The following is a 17,897-nucleotide window of genomic DNA, read 5'->3' as shown; positions in this document are numbered from 1 at the left end:
ATCAGTCCTCGACAGCATGCGCGCGTTGTGCTGTTCTCCCGGCCTAAGCTGCGACGTATCGAACAAACAGGAGATTCTCTTGGGACAAGCTGCGTCGGCCATTGTTCCCCCGATTGATCGCGAGAGCCTGCACCAGTTGGAGGCGCATTTCATCGCACCGGAGATTTACCAGCGCGATGATGTCGCGGTCCGCCAAGGTCAGCTGGCTCAGCTTATCACGAACAGGGTCATTCCGCAGTTGTTGCGGTTGCATACCCACGTCGTCCCGACCGCCCCGCCCGTCGATCTGCTGATTGAAGCCCTGGCGCCCGGTCGGACCGATATCGTTGGACTGGCCGATATCGTGTTGGGCGACGATCTTGAAGCGGCCGTTGGATATGTCATGGTCCTGCGAGACCGCGGGATTTCCATGGAAACCCTTTTTGTGGAATTGCTTGAACCGACCGCTCGCCATCTGGGCGAGATGTGGGACCACGATGAATGCGATTTCATTGATGTAACGCTGGGCGTTGCACGGCTTCAGAAGCTGCTTGCGGTGTTCAACAATTCCCATACGGCGCCCTCGCTGGACACGCGGCGCACGGTCCTCATGGCCATGACACCTGGCGATCAGCACTTTTTCGGGGTCACGATGGTCGAACGGTTCCTGCTGGCATCTGGCTGGAAAGTTCAAACAGAGACGGCAGCCACGGCAGAAGAAATCGCCACTGCTTCGGAAAGCCGCTGGTTTGCGGTGGCGGGCCTGACCGCTGGCTCGGCCCAGATGATCGAAAGCCTCAGAGCGACCATCAGACTGATCCGGCAACGGTCGATCAACCCCGGCATAGGCATCATGGTGGGCGGGCCGCTGTTCAGCGCAGACCCGGCCCTGGCAGCGCATGTCGGAGCCGACGCCACCGCACCAAGCGCACCGACTGCCGTGTTGGTGGCGCAGAAGCTGTTTGACGCTGCAACCGTCCACGGCAAGGGCCTGCGGGATTTTGACGCCCGGTAGTTTCAAGGCTCGCCTCCCGCTTGTTACCCCCGGTCTGCAAGGCGATACCGCCAATGCTCCAAAAGTTCGCGCTGTGGTCTGCTGCAGTCTGCGCCGACAATACGCGGCTGACGGGCAATCAATCCGCACCTGCCTGATGGTTTGTGCGCATAGACCTGCTAGGCATGGCAGCATGACCAACGTGCACAGACTTTCCGGTATCGTCGACGTCGGCGGGTTTCAATATGAGTGGGAGATGCGGAGCGAGCCGCAATGGTGCGATTCTGAAGGCTGGAGAGGCCTCACCGTTGCCTTGGTGCAGAAGCATACCCAGCGCGAAGCCTTGCTGGAGTTTCCCCCGCCCAAACGCCTGCTGAAAGGCATGCAGCGAGGCCGGCTTCAGATCAGCGAGGCAATGGTATCCCGGGGTATTCAGGCCGCGCTGGATGCCGGCTGGGAGCCTGCGTCTCGTGGAAAGCCGATGGTTTTCATGGTCGATGCAGATGGCAACTAGCCAGAGGTTGCTCAACCCGACCAGGAGACCTTGATGAGCCTTTCATCGAAAGCATGGAACGGCGAACACGTCCGCAAGTGGCTCGAATGCCGCGTCGATGCGGCGCGTCTCGATCAGGCTGCGGCCGACAGGCGGGGGTATGCGGCTCAGGACGACTATGACAAGGCTGCCGCTGAAGAATGGGTGTGCCGAAGCCTGAGGATGGTTGCCGACAAGGACGATCAGGCCGCGTTCGCCGATCGTCTCAAGCAATTGCTGGCTCAGGATGAGTATCAGGTCACCGGCATTTATGACGATCGGCGTTTCGAAAGATATGTTCGAGCCAATCTGAGAAAACTCGCCAAGATGACCAAGGCCAACGAGGGGTTCGAGAACACGTTGCGGTTTCAGTAAACCCGGCGTCACATTGCCGCATGACGCGCATTGGCGGAGCAGCGGCAGGTATCGCGGACCAAGCACCCAGAAGCTACTCTTCGATCCCGGATCCAAGCGCCGCGGCGCTTCTCATTTCCAGATACGCCTTCTCACGCTCGTCTTGGGCAAGCGACAGGAGATACCGGCTTGCCTCCTTGTAGGTCAAAAAAGGCCGCCCATCGACGATGATGGGAACCGTGCGGCCGTTATACATCCGGCACAGCAACCGCCGCTGCGGTCTGCCTAGCGATTGAGGGCGTTCGTCGGCGATGGCGGAGTCCTAAGCAAAGGGGGTTTTGTGCCGCTACCATCGACACGCTTTGCAGGCGAGACCTTGTTTCGACTGCATGCTGTCAGTCCCAGCCCCAGAAGAGCCTCTGCAAAAATGGTGGCAGGCCGGTCTGTTGCGCTGATGTTGATCGCGATGTGCCCAAACATTCAGCCGCCAACTCATGAAGTGGTCGACAATTGGTATGCAGATTGGTTAAGCGTGGCTTGGTGGTGAGGCTGCCATCGCGTCAAAAGGAAAGCCCCAAGCAGATGTCCGAAAAGCGCCTGTTTCATAGTGTTGCCGCCCAGATCGGCGAACTGATTGATGAAGGCACGTTTCCGCCGGGAACGCGGCTGCCCGGTGAGCGCGAGCTTGCCGAACGCTTTGGGGTGAGCCGGGTGACAATCCGGGAAGCGGAAATCGCGCTGCAGGCGATCGGACGGATCGAGATCAAGACCGGTTCTGGCGTTTACGTCTGCCCGGAACAGCCGCGGAGCAGCGGTATCCTGCCGGGGGTCGGCGCGTTCGAAGTCACCGAAGCGCGATTGCTGATTGAAAGTGAAGGTGCTGCGCTTGCGGCCAAAACCATCAGCGACGCAGATCTGGGCCAGTTGGAAGGCCTTTTGAACCAGATGGCAAGCCGTGACGAAGCCATTTCCACCAAGGCCGATCAGGAGTTTCATGCCACCATCGCCAGGGCCTCGGGCAACGCTGCCATGGTCCATGTGATCGAGACGCTGTGGCGGATGCGCGAAGAGCTCCCCGAGGTTAAGCACATGTATGAATCGGTCTGCGATGCCGATGCCAATATCCGCGCGCGCGAACACCAGGACATCCTGGATGCGCTGAAGGCGCGTGATCCGGCCCGGGCGCGCGACGCAATGCGCTCGCATTTCCGCCGGCTGATTGGCGCCATGCTCGATGTGTCCGAAAAGCGTGCGCTCGAGGAGATGGAGCAGAGGATCACCGAAAGCCGTGAGCGCTTCCTGTCATCGGCATCCTGACGGGCGCGTCACCTTTCAGACCAATTGGTATATTGCTTGATTGCACTTTGGTATTTTCCATTGGTTGACGTGAACACTGACGGCTGTTAGCCTCTCCCCAGAAAATAAGGGTGAGGATGGGCATGCGACGGATCACTGCGTCATTGCTGTTGGCGAGCTGGGCGATCCCGGCGCACGCCGAGAGCTTTTTCGTCTCGACGCAGGACGAATATGCCGTTGCGGCGCAGAAGCTGCAGCCGGGCGATGTTGTCGTTCTCGCCAACGGCACCTGGCGCGATTTCGAGATCGTGTTTTCAGGCACAGGTGCGCCGGACAAGCCCATCACGCTCAAATCCGAGACACCCGGCAAGGTGATCATCGCCGGGCGCTCCAATCTTAAGCTTGGCGGACGTCATCTGCGCGTCACCGGGCTCGTTTTCCAGGATGGCTATTCCCCGACCAGCGAGGTGATCAGCTTTCGCCGTACCAAGACCGATCTGGCCAGCGATTCGCAGGTGACTGACGTGGTCATCGACCATTTCAACCAGCCCGACCGGTTCCAGTCCGACAATTGGGTTGGGCTTTATGGCCAGCGCAACCGGTTCGATCGCAACTATCTTGCGGGCAAGAGCAACCAGGGGGTTACGCTCGCGGTGCATCTCGACACAGCCGAGAGCCGAGGCAACACGCACAGTATCGATCACAATTACTTCGGCCCGCGCCCCGTGCTTGGATCGAATGGCGGCGAAACCATCCGTATCGGCACCAGCGCCTATTCGATGCACGATTCGAGCACCGTGATCGAAAACAACGTGTTCGACCGTTGTGACGGCGAGGTCGAGATCGTCTCGGTCAAGTCCGGGGCCAACGTCGTGCGCGGCAATCTGTTTCTCGAATCCAGCGGTGCGGTCGTGCTGCGCCATGGCGACGGCAATCTCGTCGAGCGCAATGTCTTCCTGGGCAAGGGCAAGGATCACACGGGCGGTGTGCGCGTGATCAACCGCAACCAGATCGTGCGCGCCAACTATATGGAAGGGCTGCGTGGAACCGGTTTCGGAAGTGCGCTCGCAGTGATGAACGGCGTCCCCAATTCGCCGGTCAATCGGTATGTCGAGGTCGACAACGCGTCGATCACGGACAACAGTTTCATCGACAGCAGCCGCATCACGCTGGCCGCAGGAGCGGACTCCGAGCGCTCCGCGCCGCCCCGGAACAGCCGGTTTTCAGGCAATTTCCTGCAGCTGACCAGCGATGGCGAGTCCATCGCCGTCGAGGCGGACGTGTCGGGCATCGCCTTTTCGGGCAATGTTCTTGCGGCGGCCGCCACGCCCATTTCCGGTATCGCAGCCAAGCCCGCCAAACTCACGCGCGCCGCAAACGGCCTGCTGTATCCCGACCGGCTTGACGTGGGTGCCCCGCGCGACCTTGCTGTCCCGAGCCTCGATGATACCGGGCCAAGATGGTATGCCAAGCCGCCGCGAACAGCAGTGTTTGGGGACGATGATCCGGTTGCGGTCGGCAAGGGCGGTTCGAGCCTTGTCGCAGCCATTGCCGGTGCGACAGGCGGCAGCTGTCTTGCGCTCGCTCCTGGCACCTACACGATCGATCGGACGATCGAGATCTCCAGCACCATATGCCTGATGTCGTCTGGCAAGGGTCGCGCCACGATCATGTTCGCCCGCGCTCCGCTGTTTGAAATTGCCAGGGGTGGCAATCTCAGGCTCGCCGGGATCACCATCCGCAGCGACGATGCGCCCGACGCCGTCGGCAATGCGGTCATCCGCACCGCGGCCCAATCGATCCCTGCAAACTTCACGCTCGAGCTCGACGATGTCGATATCGCGGGCCTGACGGTCAACCGCGCGTTCGACGTGATTTCGATCGGCAAATCGGCGATGGCCGACCGTGTCGTGATCTCGCGCAGTCGGTTTGCCGATATCTCCGGGAAAATAGTCGCCGCCCATAGCGAGATCGACGATTTCGGCCGTTACAATGTCGAATATCTCGATATCAGCGCGTCCAGGTTCGACACGATCCGCGGGGGCATCGCCGATGTTTACCGGGGAGGAACCGACGAGAGCACCTTCGGCCCGCATGTCCGCTTCGTCGACAATGTGGTCACCGACAGCGGTGCTGCGGAGATTCCTGTGCTGGCGCTGACCGGCGTGCAGAAGATCGCGATCACAGGCAATCGCATTGATCGTGGCGGTCCGATCGCGATGACGCGGACAACCGGTGAGCCTGATGTCAGCATCCGCAACAACCGTATTGATGGGGTCGTAGAATGATGCGCCGTTTTGCCCTGCCTCTCCTTGCGATGATGGCCGCGATGCCGGCCGCAGCGCAGACCGCGCCCCAAGCTGCGCAAACCGCCACGGCGGACGCACCGCTTTTTGCAGCCGAGGTTACGCGGTCCAAGGCGTTCGTCGCACAGATGATGGCCGAGGGCATCAGCGTCCCGACCCCCAAGGACCCCGGCGGCGGTTTCACCCACGAGCAGCACAAGCGGAACTACCGGGCAATCTACGAGGCGGGGCAGCTGTTCGCTGTGACCGGCGACCCGGTCTATTCGGGCTTCGTGCGCAATCTGCTGGTCGCCTATGCCGATCTCTACCCCACGCTCGGCCTGCATCCGGCCCAGGCAAATCAGCAGCCGGGCAAGCTGTTCTGGCAGAATCTCAACGACGCGGTGTGGCTGGTATACGCGATCCAGGGCTATGAGCAGGTCCGCGACACGCTCAGCCAAGCCGATCGTCGCCACATCGACGATGACCTGTTCCGCAATGCGGCCAGGTTCATGTCGGTCGACGCGGTCGCCACCTTCGATCGTATCCATAACCACGCGACATGGTCGACCGCCGGGGTCGGCATGACCGGCTATGTGCTTGGCGACAAGGATATGGTGGACCGGGCGTTGCGCGGGTCCAAGCGCGATGGCCGTGCTGGCTTCCTGCGCCAGCTGGACGAGCTGTTTTCGCCCGACGGCTATTATGCCGAAGGTCCCTATTATCAGCGCTACGCATTGCAGCCCTTTGTGGTGTTCGCCGATGCCATCGCGCGCAACGATCCTGAGCAGAAGATTTTCGAGCGCCGCGACGGCGTTTTGTTGAAGGCGATCAACACAGGGATCCAGCTGACCTATGGCGGTCGCTTCTTCCCCTTCAACGATGCGATCAAGGACAAGAGTCTCAACACCGAAGAGCTCTATCAGGGGGTTGCCATAGGCTATGCGAACAGCCGCGATCCTGCGTTGCTGTCCATCGCGGCCTATCAGGACCGGGTGGCTTTTTCAGAGGCGGGGCGCGCGGTCGCGCGCGACCTGGCAGCGGGGCTCGCCAAGCCTTTTGCCTTCCGGTCCATGCTGTTGCGCGACGGACCCAAGGGCGATCAGGGCGCCGTGGCCGTCTTGCGCCACGGCAACAGCGAAGACGGGTTGGCGCTCGTCGCCAAGAACAGTTCGCAGGGCATGGGCCATGGCCACTTCGACAAGCTGAGCTGGCAGTTGTACAATCATGGCGACGAAATCGTCACCGACTATGGCGCGGCGCGTTTCCTCAACATCGAGGCGAAGCAGGGTGGCCGCTATCTCCCCGAAAACGAAAGCTGGGCCAAGCAAAGCGTCGCGCACAATGTGCTGGTGGTCGACGGCAAAAGCCATTTCGACGGCGATGCCGAGCGCGCAGACCGGTTCGCACCGACCCAGCTGCACTTTGCGGCAGGCGAGGATTTTTCGGTCAGCACCGGCCGGATCGATACCGCTTATGCCGGAGTTTCGATGACCCGCACGCTTGCGCTGGTCGCGGTGCCAGGGCTGCAAGAACCGGTCGCGGTGGACCTGATGCGGGTGCGCGCCGATGCGCCGCACCGGTATGACCTCCCGCTGCATTACAACGGCCACATCATTCGGCAGGGGAGCGCACTGCAGTCGCATGTCGCACAGCGTCCGGTGCTGGGGGATGCGGCAGGATATCAGCATATCTGGGTCGATGCCGAAGGTCCGGTTGCGCCGGAAAAGGCGTTTCTGACCTGGATGACGGATAATCGGTTCTACACCTGGCGGTGGGTTCCGGCCGCGGGATCGACGCTGATCCTGGGGGAGATCGGGGCCAATGACCCCGAGTTCAATCTGCGCCGCGAGCCCGTGTTGATCCAGCGGGTCGACGGTGCACGCGACCTACTGTTTGCCGGCGTGCTCGAAGGCCATGGACGGCATGACAGTTCCACCGAACAGACCGTGGCCAGCGACAGCCAGATCCGCTCGATCAAATCCTCGAGCGGCGATGGCGTCGAAGCCGTGCTGATCGAAACACTGGCCGGGGTTCGCGTGGCGATTGCGGTCGCTGATGACCGCGATCCCGCAAAACCGCACCGCATCACCGTCGGCGGCGAACGGCTCGATTGGAATGGCCCCGCTGCGCGCATCATCCTGCCGGGCACCACAAAGTGAGCATCGCAACGGTGGTTCCATCGCAGACCTTTTCAGCGCCGGACGGAGCTGATCTCGAGGATCGGCGCAGCGTCCTGCGCGCGGACGTTCTCAACCAGAAAGCGGCACGATGAAGGTCAAGGGATTGCGCTGGATTATCGTGGCGCTGGTCGGGGTGGCCACGGTGATCAATTACATCGACCGCGGTGCGCTCGGCCTGTTGTGGCCGGAGATTTCCGACGAACTCGGAATGACCAAGCTCGACTATGCGATCATTCTCAACGTCTTTACATTCGCTTACGCCTTCGGGCAAACCTTGTTCGGCAAGATATTCGACTGGATCGGCACGCGGCTCGGATTCGTGCTTTCCATCGTCGTCTGGTCGGCGGCAACCATGCTGCATGCGGTCGCTTCAGGTATTGCGTCCTTCTCCGTCTATCGCGGCCTGCTGGGTGCGGCAGAGGCGGGCAATTGGCCTGGCGCTACCAAGGCCAATGCCGAATGGTTCCCGATTACCGAGCGCGCGCTGGCGCAGGGTATCTTCAACTCGGGCGCTGCGATCGGAGGCATCGTCTCGGCCCCCGCCGTCGCCTATCTGTTTGTCTTCCTCGGATCGTGGCAGGCAACGTTCATCACCATCGGCGCGCTGGGCTTTCTCTGGCTGGTCCCCTGGCTGATCATCTACAAGACCGGCCCGGACGCCCACCCGTGGATCAGTCCCGAAGAGCGCAACTATATCCTGACCGGGCAGCGCGACATCATTACCAAGGAGGTCGCCACTTATGCACCGCTGACGCGCGAAATCCTGTCGCGCAAGGAAAGCTGGGGCGTGATCATGGCCTCGTTTTTCATCGACCCGATCTGGTGGCTGTTTGTCGGCTGGCTGCCGCTGTACCTTTCAGAAACCTACGGCTTTGGCGTGGCGGAAATCGGGCTTTATGCCTGGGTGCCCTATGTTGGCGCTATGTTCGGCGCCTGGTTTGGCGGGCTGCTGGCACAGAACCGGATCAAGGCCGGATGGAGCGTCGACCGCACGCGCAAGACCGTCATCGCGCTGGGCGGAGCGATCATGCTGGGCTCGCTATTGCTCACCATGAATGCAGCCACGCCGCTGGTCGCGGTTCTGCTGATGGCGGCCATCCTGTTCGGATTTCAAACCGCGATCGGTAACATCCAGACGCTGCCGAGCGATTTCTACAGCGGGAAATCCGTCGCGTCGCTGGCGGGTTTTTCGGGGACCGCCGCCAAGCTGGCGGTCGTTGGAATGAACTTCCTGATCCCGGTTATCACGATCGACAGCTACGCGCCGGCCTTCGCCGTCGGTGCGGCCCTGGCAATCCTTACCGTGCTTTCGGTGCTGCTGCTCTGCCCACGGATCAGATCTCTTGAACCTCTCCACGCCTGATTTTTCAATCCATCACCTTTGAACGAACGGAATATTCTATGACCAAGCTTGCAAACAAAGTGGCAATCGTAACCGGCGGAAGCCGTGATATCGGGCGTGCAGTGTCGGAACGGCTCGCCGCCGAGGGCGCCAAGGTCGTGGTCAATTACTGCAACAATGAAGCCGACGGACAGGCGACCCTGGACGCGATCCAGGCCGCGGGCGGTACGGCGATCCTGGTCAAGGCCGACCTTACACTCCCTGCGGACGCGGCCCGGTTGATCGCCGAAGCCCAGTCGGCATTCGGACCCACGATCGATATTCTGGTCAATGTCACCGGCGGCATGGTGGCGCGCAAGGCGCTTGCGGAAATGGACCTCGATTTCCTCAACCAGGTGCTCACGCTCAACATCGCCTCGACCTTCCTCGCAACCCAGGCCGCGGTTCCGCATATGCCAGCGGGCAGCACGATCATCAATTTCGCATCGCAGGCCGGCCGTGATGGTGGCGGCCCGGGTGCAGCGGCCTATGCGACGTCAAAGGGCGCGGTCATGACCTTCACCCGTTCGATGGCAAAGGAGCTTGGCCCCAAGGGCATCCGCGTCAACTCGCTGTGCCCCGGGATGATTGCCACCAGCTTCCATGACACGTTCACCAAAGACGCCGTGCGCGAGGCAGTGGCCGCCGGGACACCGCTGCGCCGGCAGGGCAAGGCCGACGAAGTGGCAGCGGCGGTCGCCTATCTTGCATCGGACGACGCAAGTTTCATCACCGCGACCAATATCGACATCAACGGCGGCACGTTCTTCTCCTGATTTCGCGAACCCGGCGGCCGATCATGACGGTCTTTGTCTTTGGCGAAGCCATGCTGGAATTCCATGGCGATGGCGGTGAGGGGCTGCGCTATGGCGGCGACACGCTCAACACCGCCATCCACCTGGCGCGCGACGGTCACGATGTCGCCTATGTGACCGCGCTGGGGATGGATGCGATCAGCGATGCGATGATCGCTGCGTGGCAGGCCGAGGGCATTGATACCCGCTTTGTCCTGCGCCACCCGACGCGCAATCCGGGGATCTACGCGATCCACGTCGATAACAGCGGTGAGCGCAGCTTCCTCTACTGGCGCGATCAAAGCGCAGCGCGCGCGATGTTTGAACTGCCCGGGATGGCGGCGGCCCTCAAAGCTGCCGAGCAGGCATCTTTGCTGTATTTCAGCCTGATCTCGCTTGCCATACTGCCTGAAGCCGGGCGAGCCGCGCTGCTGGGGCTGGCCGATGCGGTGCGCAGCGCGGGCGGCCAGGTCGCCTATGACAGCAATTTCAGGCGCAATCTGTGGCCCTCGATTGCGGTCGCGCGCGACACGTCTTGGCAGGCGGTCAGGCTCGCCACCATCGGTCTTCCGACCAATGTCGATGAACGGCAACTCCAGGAACTGGACCTGACCGTCGATCAGATCGGCGCGCAGTGGCTGGCGCATGGGTGCGCCGATGTGGTCATCAAGGCGGGCGAGCAGGGCTGCTATCACTTTCGGACCGGAGTGCGCGAGCATTTTGCTGCCGAGCGCGCCGTGGTCGTCGACAGCAGTGGCGCAGGCGATGCGTTCAACGCCGGCTTTCTGTCAGCCTATCTCAAGGGCCATAAGCTGCAGGATGCGGTGAGTTCAGGACAGGCGTTGGCAAGGCGCGTCATCGGGAAGCGCGGCGCGCTGCCAGCGGAATGACCAGCGAGCCTTTACTAGCCGGTTCCGAATGTCGACGCCGCGGCGGGTTTCTACGGGTATGCCAAATTGGTGCACCAATAAATTGATAGGTTTGGCATACCGGTATGCCAAAATGGTTGACATAGTTCTCTAACCAATCCAGGCTTCTTCAAATAAAAACGCATGGGAGAAGATTCGATGAACCGGGTGGGGACAACCGCAGTCTGCGCGCACAAGCGTCTGCCGACGATGTTATTGGCAAGCACGGCGCTCAGCCTGATCGCAACGCCCGCATTCGCTCAGCAGGCCCCGGACACTTCCGAGGCGCAGCTGGAGACTCCCGAAGTTCAGTCGGACACCGCGGACGATGGAGCCATCATCGTCACGGGCATTCGCAGCTCGCTGCAGAGCGCGCTGAATGAGAAGCGCAACGCCGCCAGTCTGGTTGAAATCATTCAGGCTGAAGATATCGGCAAATTGCCCGATCAGAATCTTGCAGAAGTGCTCGAGAACATCCCCGGCGTCCAGATCACCCGCGACGCCGGTATCGGCACCGGCGTTCAAATCCGTGGTTCGAACGACAACCGGACCGAAATCAATGGCGTGGGCACCGTGGGCTCGGGCTCGGGCCGCGGTGGCATCAGTTTTGAAGATGTGAACGCGGCGATCATCGCATCGGTGGAAGTCACCAAGGCGCCGACCGCGATGACGACCGAGGGATCGGTCGGCGGCACCATCAACCTGCGCACGATCCGGCCGCTCAACCTGCGCGACCCCCTCATCGCCTTCCGTGCGCAGGGTGAATATTCCGAGCTGTCGAAAAGCATTCAGCCGCGCCTTTCGGGCAGCTTTGGCCAGAAATGGGATCTTGGCGACGGTGAATTCGGCATCGTTCTCAGCGGCAGCTACGCAAAGCAGGATGCGCTGTCATTCCGTCCTCGTGTCGACCGGGATACATTGACGGCCCAGGGAACAGGCGTTTCAGCAACCGGCGCGCCGGGGCCGGCGTTCAGCTATCTGGGTATTCAGTTCCTCAACCAGGAGCTCGAGAACTTCAAATACGAAACCTACAACCTCGCGGGCTCGGTCGAATATGCGCCGAGCAGCAATCTGAAGTTCTATTTCGACGGCTTCTACAATGACCAGACGCGCGCGCAGGAAAGCACGCGGGTCCAGGCATCCGGGGTTGCGAATGTCCAGCGGACGAATGTCCCCGATTCGTTCGAAACGGTCGATTTCGGTTCGCTTGGCGGCAACGATCTTGGCAGCATCCAGGCGGCCCTGACGGGAACGCTGCAGCCGAATGTCGCAAACCGGCCAAACCTGAGGTTCTCGAGCGATGTCGGCGCGCGCCTCACCAAAAGCAATCTGATGCGGTTTGGCACAGAGTGGGAGGCTGACCGGTTCAAGGCGCGGGTCGAAGGCTCGCGGTCCCTGTCAAGCACGCGCAACCCCGATCTGAGCACGACCTTGAATTTCATCAATCCAAGAAGTGCGCTCACCGGCGCCAATCTTCCCAATGAAAACGGCACCCCGTTCGCGTATGATCTGTCGGGTGGATCGCTGGCGTTCGGGATCGACAGCGCCTCGCCGTTTGCGCCAACCGCCGCAGAGCTGCTCGATCCAAGGAACGTCGTTCTGGATCAGGTCACTGTGGGCGACAACACGACGCGCAACGTGGAAACGGCTGCCCGGTTCGACTTTTCGCTCGACCTTGAGGATTTGACACCGTTCATCACATCGGTCGACATCGGGTATCGCTACAACGACACCTCGACCGAGTTCAACGAGTTCAGCTCAAACATCGGCCTGTCCCTTTTGCGGGAAAGCCCCAACGGAACGAAGCTGGCCGATCTTCTGGTTGCTGGCCCCAACAATTTCGATCGTGCCGATGGCAGGTCGCTGTTCTTCGGGGACTTCCTGATCATCGATCCTGCGCGAGCCTATTCCGACCGCGACGCAGTTCTTGGTCAGTTGCAGGCGGCATTGGCTGCAGAGCCCGCCGCTCGGGTTTTGAACGACCCTACGTTCAACCCTGCATCCTTCTATAAAATCACCGAGCGCACCCATGCCATCTATGGCCAGGTCAATTTTGCGGCGGGCATTTTCAGCGGCAACGCGGGTCTGCGCTATATCGACACCATCATCAATTCGCTCGGCAACAACGTCGGTGCCGGCGGCGCGATCACGCAGGTCAACACGCCGGGCAAATACAACCTGCTGTTGCCGCGTGTAAACATTGCTGCACAGGCGACCGACACTATCGTGCTGCGGGCAAGCTATGGGCAGGACATCAACCGGCCCAACTTTGACAACCTCAAGACATCGGTCCGCTTCGGCACTGGGCCCAACACCGCCATCGTCATTGGCAATCCGGGCCTCGCACCGGAAAAGGTCACGTCGTATGATGCGTCGGCCAGCTGGTATTTCGCGCCGGCCTCGGTGATCAGTGTCGGGTTCTTCCACAAAAGCCGGACCAATCTGTTCGTGACGCAGGAAATCGCGCCCGCCACTGATGGCAATGGCTTTCGGGATTTCACCGCGCCGTGCGAAGGCGGTGGCATCTTCAACCCGATCGCCGATCGCAATGTCTTTGTCGCGCCCGGCAACGCCGGAACGGGTATTTGCGTTCCGATCTCGACGACGATCAACGATTCGGGTGTTACCAAGCAGACCGGTGTCGAAATCGCATTCCAGGGCGATCTGTCTTCGTTCGAGGACAGCATCGGATTTGCTTCGGGATTTGGCCTGTCGGCCAACTATACCTACCAGAAATTCAGCGGGGGTCAGGCCACCAACACCTCCGCCGCTGACGCACGTGCCAACGCGATTTTCAACGCCAGCAGCGGGCTGAATGCGGCGCCTTACACCGCGGTCCAGGGTCTGCTAGATTTTTCGAAGAATGCGTACAACGTCACGCTGTTCTATGAAAAATACGGCCTGTCGGCGCGCGCGCGCTACACCTGGCGCAGTGCGTTTCGGACAAACGACACCGCCGGTGGCGCGACCCTGGGCAGCACGCTGGGCTTCCCGGTCGTGACAGCGGCCCGTGGCCAGCTGAATGGCAGCATCACCTATGACCTGACCGACAACATCAACATCGGCGTGGAAGGCGTGAATCTGACGAAATCCAATATTTCCCAGTTTTGCGTGAACGATGGCGCGTTGCTGTGCTTCCAGGGCCTGCCAGATCGTCGACTGACATTCGGTGCGTCACTGCGCTTTTAAAGGCGGGATCACCGGATCGTCGGGGGCGGCTTGCCTTCGTGACATTCAGTCATCAGCTTCTGTCGGAGGCAGGCATTCGAGGGGACCAATCTAAACGGCCGGCACTGGGACGATTCTAGCCCCAAACCGGGCATCCCGGAGCGTGGCAGAGGGCCGTCTTTCCCTTTGTGGTCTTGACCGAAGCGTCGCGGATAAATGTGAAGTTGGCACAGCCGCGGCCAGGCAACGATTTGTGCAGCGCAGCGTAACACTCCTGACAGTCCAGGAGGCGCACCATGTTTTTTGCTAATGACGCTCCAGGCGAGGATCAGCAGGGGTCCTCAATCGTCACTTTTCCTCGCCGTCAGGCTGAGCGCCGCGTCACCATCATCAGCACTTACCCGCCGCGGCAATGCGGGCTGGCAACCTTTGCCGCGGATGTCGTCGAGAAGGTCGGACACTATTTCGATCATATCAAGTTCGACATCTGGGCGATGACCAGTGACACTGACAGCGCCGGCGGCAGCGTCGGCGAAATTCGCGCGAGCGATGCCGAGAGCTATCGCGCTGCGGCAGCCGCCATCAACGCCACCCCCACCGATGCTGTCTGGTTGCAACACGAGTTCGGGATCTATGGGGGGCCGGACGGCGAGATGATCATCGATCTGGTCAACCGGATTGCCGCGCCGCTGATCGTCACTTTCCATACTGTTCTGGAGAACCCGTCAGACAATCAACGGCGGATTATCGATCATCTCGTGAGCCGGTGCTCGCGCATCATGGTCATGAGCCCGCTGTCGCGCGAGCGATTGATGAGCCTGCATCACGCGCCCCGTGAAATCATCGACGTCATCGAGCATGGCGCACCCGATCGTCCGTTCGGGCGAGAGGCAAAGTTCAAGGCAGAGCGCGGGCTCGGCAATCGCCCGGTCCTGACCACCTTCGGCCTTCTGGGGCGTGGCAAGGGCCTTGAAAGCGTCATCGAGGCGCTTCCGGCAATCATGAAGACCAATCCCGATGTCTGCTATCGGATCGTCGGCGCGACGCACCCCAATCTGGTCGCCGTGGAAGGCGAGCGCTATCGCGACGAGCTGATGGCGATTGCCCATCAGCTTGGTGTCGCGCACGCGATCGAATGGGAAAACCGTTTTCTCGATACCGGCGAGCTGCTCGACCAGCTTGAGGCCTGCGACATCTACCTCACACCCTATCCCAATCTCCAGCAGTCGACGAGCGGCACCCTGAGTTACGCCGTGGCCCTCGGCAAGGCGGTGGTGTCTACACCGTACATCCATGCACGCGAGCTTCTTGCCGACGGGGTCGGCCTATTGATTGAGCCCCAGTCGGCCTCGGGCATCGCGAACGCCGTCTGCTCGCTGCTGGCTGACCCGGACGCGCTGGCGGCCCTCAAGCGGCGCGCCTATCAGCGGGGCCGGCAAACCATCTGGCCCAGGTTTGCCGATGCTGTCGAGCTGATGATCGAGAGGACCGTGGCGCGTCCCTTGTCCAAGACCGCTCTGGCACAGCCCAGCTTCGACGGTGTTCGTCGGATGACCGATTCAACCGGCATGCTGCAGCACGCCATCGGGACGATCCCCGATCGCAGGCACGGCTATTGCCTTGATGACAATGTCCGCGCCTTGATGCTCGTCAATGTCACCACCGCGCTGGATGCCAGCGAGCAAACCGATCGATCGACGATCCATGCGTCTTTCATCCAACATGCCTGGAATCCGGATAATGGCCGCTTCCGGAACTTCATGGGCTTTGATCGGCAGTGGCTGGAAGATTGCGGATCCGAGGATTCGAACGGGCGCGCGATCTGGGCGCTGGCGCATACGGCCGTGAACAATCCAGACAAGCATATCCGGGACTGGGCGACGCGTCTCTATGATGAAGCGCTCGATCATTCTGCCGATCTCGATAGCCCCCGGACACTGGCGTTTATCACCTTGGCCGCTGCCCTCATGCTCCAGGCCCGGCCCGCACATGGTCCTTCCCGGCTCGCGGCACACCGCGGAGCCGAGATCCTTGCCCATCTGCTCGAGCAGTCACGACGCCCCGATTGGACCTGGTTCGAAGCCGTGCTCGCTTATGATAACCCGCGCATGCCGCAGGCCCTGATCTCGGCAGGGAGCGCCCTGGGCCGAACCGACTGGCTCGAAACCGGTCTCGACACCCTGCGCTGGATCTGCGAGCGCCAGACAACGGCAGCCGGCCATTTTCGACCCATCGGGTCGGAGGGGTTCGGCATGCCCTACGCGCAAATGCCGTTTGACCAGCAACCGGTCGAGGCCCAGGCAACGCTGGATGCGTGTGCCACCGCCTTTGCCGTCGATGGCGGGCAGCATTGGCGTCATTTTGGATTGGCGGCCTGGAACTGGTTCTTCGGCGCCAACGACCGGGGCGAGGCATTGGCGCATACCGCCAGCGGACTTTGCAGGGACGGCATAAACCCGAGGGGAGCCAACCTCAACTGCGGGGCAGAAAGCATATTGGCATTTCAGCTCGGCTATCATTCCATGGTAGCGCTTATGCCAGATGAAGACCAGCATTCGGGAGACGCGGTTGAAGACCTCAAAAAACAAGCATCGCGCGCAACTGCATATCCATGATCTCAGGCTTTACGCCGACCCGTCTCGCGTCGTCCTGCGGCCGTTCCATCTCAGCTGGCACGCCAAGCAGGCTGAAGACAACCGTGCGCTGAAGCTGGTTGACGACATCTCTGCGCTGACAGAGGTCGAGGTCGACAGGGAGTACAGCAAAGTTCTTGCCGATTTCGAGGATCGCCACTGGCAGACCGAGGGCATGTTTGCCGAGCGATGGACAGAGGTGCAGACGGCTCTGCATCTTGGAGACACGAATTTTTCGTCTGCACGACAGAAATTGATCGGAGCGTATTTCTGCCACGAATACGCCTATGCCGCAGCCGCGCTGATGAACCCGTCGATTGTCCCGCACCCCGATCAGAGCGGATGCCAGGAGGGCGCCGTACGGTTCATCATGTCGCTGCGCGCCGTCGGGGAAGGCCATATCAGCTCGATTGCGTTCAGGGAGGGGATTGCGCTGCCGTCCGGGCAAATCGATCTGTGGCCCCAGGGCACATGGGCCACGTCGGTGGAATTGGACAACGGCAGCCTTACGGACAGCGACAGCGCCGTGATGGTGCATCGCAATGCGAACAGCAGCCTGTCCAACACCGTGATCTTTCCGGTCACCGAGCAACAACGCAACGGATTGGAAGATCTGCGGCTCGTCCGCTTTCAGCATGACGATGGTCACTATGAGTGGATCGGCACTTACACCGCGTATTCGGGATCGACCATCCGGTCCGAGCTACTGCGCACCACGGATTTCAAACAGTTCGCGCTCGAACCCATCGAGGGCGAGGCTGGCCGGAACAAGGGCATGGCCCTCTTCCCCGAGAAGATCGGCGATCAATATGCCATGATCGGGCGGCAGGACGGAAAAAACCTGTTTCTGCTGCAAAGCCCCCGGCTGGACCGCTGGGAAGGCGAAGGCCGGCTAATCATGGAACCCAGATATCCATGGGAGTTCATTCAGATCGGCAACTGCGGCAGTCCGATCCGCACGTCCCATGGCTGGCTGCTGCTGACCCACGGGGTGGGCGCAATGCGCAAATATGCCCTTGGCTGCGCGCTGCTCGACTTGGACGACCCCTCGAAACTGCTTGCACGCACAGTGGAGCCATTGCTCACGGCCGAGAACGCGGATCGGTCGGGATATGTGCCCAACGTCATCTATACCTGCGGAGCCATGCGGCTGGAGAACCAGCTGATCATCCCTTACGGCATTTCTGACAGTTCGGTCGGATTTGCCAGCATTGCCATCGACGACCTGCTCAAGACCATGGAATGACATGGTGTGCGTTAGGCTTGCGGTTTGAGCACGCCAAAAAGCCCTGCTGTTGCCAGCAAGGCTATATGTATCTGATGTGATCGGGTTTTTGGTTGCGGGAGCAGGATTTGAACCTGCGACCTTCAGGTTATGAGCCTGACGAGC

At 61.0% G+C, this 17,897-nt stretch carries 12 protein-coding genes; all 12 read left to right on the top strand.

Annotated features, from left to right (window positions below; genetic code table 11):
- Positions 1–79: 79 nt before the first annotated feature.
- The 12 genes from QUV11_RS14240 (at position 80) to QUV11_RS14185 (ending at position 17,753) form a co-directional block, all read left to right on the top strand.
- Positions 80–994, top strand: a complete 915-nt coding sequence (locus QUV11_RS14240) for a B12-binding domain-containing protein (RefSeq protein ID WP_300883555.1) — start codon at positions 80–82, stop codon at positions 992–994.
- A 172-nt stretch (positions 995–1,166) separates the two neighbouring features.
- Positions 1,167–1,487 (top strand): hypothetical protein, encoded by a 321-nt coding sequence (locus tag QUV11_RS14235; RefSeq protein ID WP_300883554.1) that lies wholly within the window; start codon positions 1,167–1,169, stop codon positions 1,485–1,487.
- A gap of 33 nt (positions 1,488–1,520) precedes the next feature.
- Positions 1,521–1,880, top strand: a complete 360-nt coding sequence (locus QUV11_RS14230; RefSeq protein ID WP_300883553.1) for a hypothetical protein — start codon at positions 1,521–1,523, stop codon at positions 1,878–1,880.
- Positions 1,881–2,441: 561 nt separating this feature from the next.
- Complete coding sequence (locus QUV11_RS14225) at positions 2,442–3,176, top strand: FadR/GntR family transcriptional regulator (protein WP_300883552.1); 735 nt, start codon at positions 2,442–2,444, stop codon at positions 3,174–3,176.
- Between the two features lie 122 nt (positions 3,177–3,298).
- The gene (locus tag QUV11_RS14220; RefSeq protein WP_300883551.1) at positions 3,299–5,443 is read left to right on the top strand and encodes a polysaccharide lyase 6 family protein; all 2,145 of its coding nucleotides are present in this window, start codon (positions 3,299–3,301) and stop codon (positions 5,441–5,443) included.
- Complete coding sequence (locus QUV11_RS14215; RefSeq protein ID WP_300883550.1) at positions 5,440–7,602, top strand: heparinase II/III family protein; 2,163 nt, start codon at positions 5,440–5,442, stop codon at positions 7,600–7,602. The genes QUV11_RS14220 and QUV11_RS14215 overlap by 4 nt, the downstream gene beginning before the upstream one ends.
- 109 nt (positions 7,603–7,711) lie before the next feature.
- Positions 7,712–8,986, top strand: coding sequence for an MFS transporter (locus tag QUV11_RS14210; protein ID WP_300883549.1), 1,275 nt, complete (start codon positions 7,712–7,714; stop codon positions 8,984–8,986).
- Between the two features lie 38 nt (positions 8,987–9,024).
- Complete coding sequence (locus QUV11_RS14205; RefSeq protein WP_300883548.1) at positions 9,025–9,780, top strand: SDR family NAD(P)-dependent oxidoreductase; 756 nt, start codon at positions 9,025–9,027, stop codon at positions 9,778–9,780.
- Between the two features lie 23 nt (positions 9,781–9,803).
- Entirely contained in the window at positions 9,804–10,688 is an 885-nt protein-coding gene (locus tag QUV11_RS14200) for a sugar kinase (protein WP_300883547.1), read from the top strand.
- Positions 10,689–10,916: 228 nt separating this feature from the next.
- A complete protein-coding gene (locus QUV11_RS14195) occupies positions 10,917–13,895 on the top strand; it encodes a TonB-dependent receptor (protein WP_300883546.1) in 2,979 nt (992 codons plus the stop codon).
- Positions 13,896–14,170: 275 nt separating this feature from the next.
- Positions 14,171–16,489, top strand: coding sequence for a glycosyltransferase family 4 protein (locus QUV11_RS14190; RefSeq protein WP_300883545.1), 2,319 nt, complete (start codon positions 14,171–14,173; stop codon positions 16,487–16,489).
- Positions 16,416–17,753, top strand: a complete 1,338-nt coding sequence (locus QUV11_RS14185) for a glycoside hydrolase family 130 protein (RefSeq protein ID WP_300883544.1) — start codon at positions 16,416–16,418, stop codon at positions 17,751–17,753. Before QUV11_RS14190 ends, QUV11_RS14185 begins: the two co-directional genes overlap by 74 nt.
- The last annotated feature ends 144 nt before the right edge of the window (positions 17,754–17,897 follow it).

It is taken from the genome of Blastomonas sp. (genome assembly GCF_030373265.1).
Classification (GTDB): Bacteria; Pseudomonadota; Alphaproteobacteria; order Sphingomonadales; family Sphingomonadaceae; genus Blastomonas.
Note: the sequence above shows the minus strand (reverse complement) of the source record. Positions and strands in the feature narration are given on the sequence as shown.

Coding starts and splice junctions, on each gene's coding strand:
- QUV11_RS14235 (WP_300883554.1), top strand. CDS start 1,167: ATGACCAACGTGCACAGACTTTCCGGTATCGTCGACGTCGGCGGGTTT.
- QUV11_RS14230 (WP_300883553.1), top strand. CDS start 1,521: ATGAGCCTTTCATCGAAAGCATGGAACGGCGAACACGTCCGCAAGTGG.
- QUV11_RS14225 (WP_300883552.1), top strand. CDS start 2,442: ATGTCCGAAAAGCGCCTGTTTCATAGTGTTGCCGCCCAGATCGGCGAA.
- QUV11_RS14220 (WP_300883551.1), top strand. CDS start 3,299: ATGCGACGGATCACTGCGTCATTGCTGTTGGCGAGCTGGGCGATCCCG.
- QUV11_RS14215 (WP_300883550.1), top strand. CDS start 5,440: ATGATGCGCCGTTTTGCCCTGCCTCTCCTTGCGATGATGGCCGCGATG.
- QUV11_RS14210 (WP_300883549.1), top strand. CDS start 7,712: ATGAAGGTCAAGGGATTGCGCTGGATTATCGTGGCGCTGGTCGGGGTG.
- QUV11_RS14205 (WP_300883548.1), top strand. CDS start 9,025: ATGACCAAGCTTGCAAACAAAGTGGCAATCGTAACCGGCGGAAGCCGT.
- QUV11_RS14200 (WP_300883547.1), top strand. CDS start 9,804: ATGACGGTCTTTGTCTTTGGCGAAGCCATGCTGGAATTCCATGGCGAT.
- QUV11_RS14195 (WP_300883546.1), top strand. CDS start 10,917: ATGTTATTGGCAAGCACGGCGCTCAGCCTGATCGCAACGCCCGCATTC.
- QUV11_RS14190 (WP_300883545.1), top strand. CDS start 14,171: ATGTTTTTTGCTAATGACGCTCCAGGCGAGGATCAGCAGGGGTCCTCA.
- QUV11_RS14185 (WP_300883544.1), top strand. CDS start 16,416: ATGAAGACCAGCATTCGGGAGACGCGGTTGAAGACCTCAAAAAACAAG.